Source organism: Candidatus Hepatincolaceae symbiont of Strigamia maritima, assembly GCF_055505085.1.
Map to the genome: position 1 here is coordinate 1 of NZ_DBKDTU010000020.1, position 4,100 is coordinate 4,100.

Here is a 4,100-nt window from a genome sequence, read left to right on the forward strand (position 1 = left end):
TTAAAAAATCATTATATTCTCTATATTTTTTATATCTTTTTTTATGTTTAGTTTGTAAATGTAAAAACCAATCATTCAACAGTAATAGCCATTCTTTACTATCATTTTTTAATATATCTACTGCTAAGCCGTTACTTAATAAATTAATTTGTGCTAATTTTTGAGAATCCGTTTGTATAATAGTTTTTTTAGGGCAGTAGGAAAAAGAAGTTAAGGGAGGGGAAAATTTCTCATTCTCAAAATTCTCATTTTTAATAGTTTCCTGAACTATATTATTACTAACTATTTCTACTTCTTTATTCAATATCTTTTCCTTTCCTACCGCCCCTTTACTTTCTCCCATACCATTCTCTGTTACCCAGTTTTGAGAAAAACTACCTGCAAACCCTCCCCCTTTATCCCCCTCCCTTTTTTGAGAAAAATGAGAATTTTGAGAAAATTCCTGAGAAAATTGAGAAAAAATATTCTCATTTTGAGAGTTAGCTTGAGGAATAATTATGCTATATAGTAATGAATTCAAGTTGTTAATACTCTTTTCCAAGTTCTCAATTTGTTTTCTCATTTTTTGATTTTCTTGTATTAAATTATCAAATTGAGAGTTTTGAGAAAAATGAGAATTCTGACAATCAGATTTCTCTACTTCGTTACTATTTTTAATTTCAATAAATTTTGAGAATTTTTGATTTTTAGAATTTAAAGAATCAGTTTGCTTAATAAATAACGGAGTCGTATTATTTAACAAAGCACTCACCGTTTTAACTTTTCCTTTAGGAATTCCGTATTTAGACCAGCGATAAGCTGTTTTATCATGTATTCCCAGTGAAATTAACTGTTTAACCGATACATTTATCATAACTAACTCCTACTCTTATGATTAAAAGGAAAAATCAATATTATTATTTTTAGCGTCTAAGGCTCTATAGTAATTAAATAATTGTGCGAATTCAAAATCCGTAAACTTATTTTTACCTCGAAGTTTATCGTTTACACTTTGTAAAGAAATATTCTCATTCTTATTACAAATAATATCTATGAGATTCTTTTGTTTAACACTCTTTTTATACTTCCTATAAAAAGTTTGAACTTTCTCTAATTTCTCTTCATAGGTTATATCTTCTTTACTTTTTGGCAATTCCCCCTTACAATAATCTTTAGGAATATTTAAGAAATCGTAAGGGGTTACTGCACCTCCTGTTATCTCAAAAATGCGTAACATAATTTGAGGTCGTGGGGTTCTTTTACCTGATATTATATTTGCCAAAGAACCTTTATGTATTTTAAGTTCTTTAGCAAAATCAGAGGCTTTAATTTTTTCAGTTTTTAGATATTCTTTTAGTTTCATAATTTAATTATGGTGTCTTAAAGACAACCTGTCAAGAAAAAATGAATAATATAAAATTTTTTAGATTAAAGAAAAATATAACACTAAGAGATTTAGCTAAAATTACAAAGTTACATCATGCTACTATTTCTAATCTAGAGTTAGGAAACAAACGATTAAATGAGGATACAATAAAAAATATTTCTCAAGCTTTAGATTGTTCTCCTGAAGATTTAATCAGAGATTTAACTAAAGAACAACCAAAGTTAGATAATTATCAAGTAATAGGTGATTTTGGTGAAATATTAGTAAATACTAACTGGCTTTGGGAAAAATATAAATTAAAACCTGAGAATTTATCTACATATGATGCTAATAATCTAAAATCTTTAAAAAATATTATTTTTTGTATTGTTAAAAATGAATAATATTAGGTTCTTTAGAGAAAAATTAAAAATTAGTCAACGAGAATTAGCTGTTAAAACTAACTTACCACATAGTACAATTGCTAATTTAGAAATAGGCAGAAGAAGGTTAAATAAAGATAACGGTAAAATAATATCTCAAGCTCTAAATTGTACTATAGATGATTTAACTAGAGACCTTACTCAAGAAGATTACTATATAACAATAAATTTAATTAACTCTAACCTTAATGATGTTGAAAAACCATATTATAAAGGCTTATTAAGGCTACATAATTCCTTGATACAAGAATATTTCCCGAATATAGATAGCTTTGCTCTATTTCAAGCTAGCGGTGATTCTATGGAACCATTTATTAAAAATAAACAATTAGTTATCATTAATACTAGTTCAGATGCTTTATCTATAAATGACGGTATTTATGTTTTTAAAATAGGAGAAGAAGAACCTGTTTTAAAAAAACTACAACGGTTGCCTAATAATATTTTAAGAGTTAGTTCTATTAATCTATCCTATGACTCATACGATATAGACCTTAATAAAAAAATTAATATAGAAATAATAGGCTCTTATATTTGTAAATTATTTGAAAAATGATAAAATGAATAACCTAAAATATTTTAGATTAAAGAAAAATTTATCCCTTAGGGCATTAGCTAAAATTACAGAAATAGCGTACAATACTATCTCCCAGATTGAAACCGGCAGAACAAGAATTAATGAAAAACATTTAAAAATTTTTTCAAAAGCTTTAGAGTGTTCTCCCGAAGATTTAATTAGAGATTTAACTAAAGAACAACCAATATTAAATAATTACCAAGCAATAAGCGATTCTGGTGCATTATTAGTAAATACTAAATGGCTTTGGGAAAAATATAAACTAAAACCTGAGGATTTATTAATATCAGACTCAGCTAATATACAATCATTAAAAGATAGCATTTTTTTAATAACTAAGAATACTAAAGATTAATTATTGTATAATTTTTACTATAAAATTAGATAGTATTATATATACACAAACTAAGCCTAAATCATCAATAACTAAAAATTTATACCTAACTTTAATAAACTAAATTATTTCTTAATATCTCTTCTATTATTATCAATTAATGCAAATATACTGATCTTATGATACTATATTATAATTTATCAAAAGTTGTATCATATAAGAATAGGTAAATTTAATGATTTCAAAATTCTATTTAGCAAAAATAAATAATAAAGAAAATACTAATACCCAAATGCACTTAGGTGAAACTAGTTTTCATTTTACTAATTCCACACAAAAAGAAATAGTATTTAAATGTAAGACCAACAATATAGAAACTTATTATTTTATGTCATTTTTAGGTGGACAGAAAAATCCCTATCATAATAAAACTATTGATACGAAAAACAACAATACCATTAAAGATAATCCCAGACCACCAGAAGAACCTGAAATATCCCTTGAATATTATTATTTAATAGATCAAATTAATGGGTATATTTTAGGTAAGCACGGATCATTTCCAGCATTAGTAGCATTTTATAAGAGTATTCTAAATAGAGACATTGAAATTTCTTATTTTATTCCAAATATTGACGAATATTTAAAAGAGCTAGCATTATTATCTGAATGTAAAATAACAGGAGAAATATCTCAACAAGAATTATTGTTAAATTTAGGAGATAAATATCATACAGATAAAATTGAAAAATTAGGCTTTGGTATAGGAGCCAAAGTAGAATTAAAAGTTACATCTGGAGTAGAACATGATTTAAAAAAATTTAAAAAATATATTAAGAAATATGATCTAAAGTTTGTTACTATTAAGGGGAAAAGTGCAGATGGTAATAATATAAGTTATCAGTATAGTGCTATAAAACATAGTTGCACTGCAGAGATCAATGACAAACTATATACTAAGTTAAAAGAGTTTTTAGAAAATTGGATAAAAAATCATGATATGGAGAATAAAATATCTGAATACTAGTAATAAAATATCTTTGGGAATTTTAACTATACTTTATTGGTGTTGCTGTATATTAATATATTATTTTTATCCATTTATAAAAGAAAAAGTTTGTATTAATAATAGCTATGATAATTTTATTCTAATCTCTACAATTATTTTTGCATTTTATACAACAACATATTTCACGGTTTTTACTGGGAAAGTAGGGAAAATTCTAAGTACTTCTTATATTTTTTATGATAAAAACAAAGAGAGGGAGTCCGATGAACAAATAAATGATTTATTGCATATTACTAATTATTTTCGTATGGGATGTTTAAGTTTGTTTATACTAATTTCTAGCATATTATTTGTAAATATATTTCAAATATACTATTATTTTTTTCAAGTTT

The 4,100-nt window shown here is 25.1% G+C and carries 7 protein-coding genes; 5 read left to right on the plus strand and 2 right to left on the minus strand.

What is annotated here, in order from left to right; translation table 11 throughout:
- Positions 1-853 (minus strand): hypothetical protein (locus ACQCX0_RS00495; RefSeq protein ID WP_462562098.1); only part of this gene is annotated, 853 nt, incomplete at its 3' end.
- A 21-nt stretch (positions 854-874) separates the two neighbouring features.
- Entirely contained in the window at positions 875-1,342 is a 468-nt protein-coding gene (locus tag ACQCX0_RS00500) for a helix-turn-helix domain-containing protein (RefSeq protein WP_462562100.1), read from the minus strand.
- Positions 1,343-1,383: 41 nt separating this feature from the next.
- Between ACQCX0_RS00500 and ACQCX0_RS00505 the strand changes: the two genes are divergently transcribed.
- From ACQCX0_RS00505 to ACQCX0_RS00525, 5 genes are all read left to right on the plus strand, one after another.
- The gene (locus ACQCX0_RS00505) at positions 1,384-1,749 is read left to right on the plus strand and encodes a helix-turn-helix domain-containing protein (RefSeq protein ID WP_462562102.1); all 366 of its coding nucleotides are present in this window, start codon (positions 1,384-1,386) and stop codon (positions 1,747-1,749) included.
- Complete coding sequence (locus ACQCX0_RS00510; RefSeq protein WP_462562103.1) at positions 1,742-2,344, plus strand: LexA family transcriptional regulator; 603 nt, start codon at positions 1,742-1,744, stop codon at positions 2,342-2,344. Before ACQCX0_RS00505 ends, ACQCX0_RS00510 begins: the two co-directional genes overlap by 8 nt.
- A gap of 4 nt (positions 2,345-2,348) precedes the next feature.
- Positions 2,349-2,720: a helix-turn-helix domain-containing protein gene (locus ACQCX0_RS00515; RefSeq protein ID WP_462562105.1), complete on the plus strand. Its 372-nt coding sequence runs from the start codon at positions 2,349-2,351 to the stop codon at positions 2,718-2,720.
- 214 nt (positions 2,721-2,934) lie between these two features.
- Positions 2,935-3,726, plus strand: coding sequence for a hypothetical protein (locus ACQCX0_RS00520; RefSeq protein WP_462562107.1), 792 nt, complete (start codon positions 2,935-2,937; stop codon positions 3,724-3,726).
- Positions 3,695-4,100 (plus strand): hypothetical protein (locus ACQCX0_RS00525; RefSeq protein ID WP_462562109.1); only part of this gene is annotated, 406 nt, incomplete at its 3' end. The genes ACQCX0_RS00520 and ACQCX0_RS00525, both read left to right, overlap by 32 nt.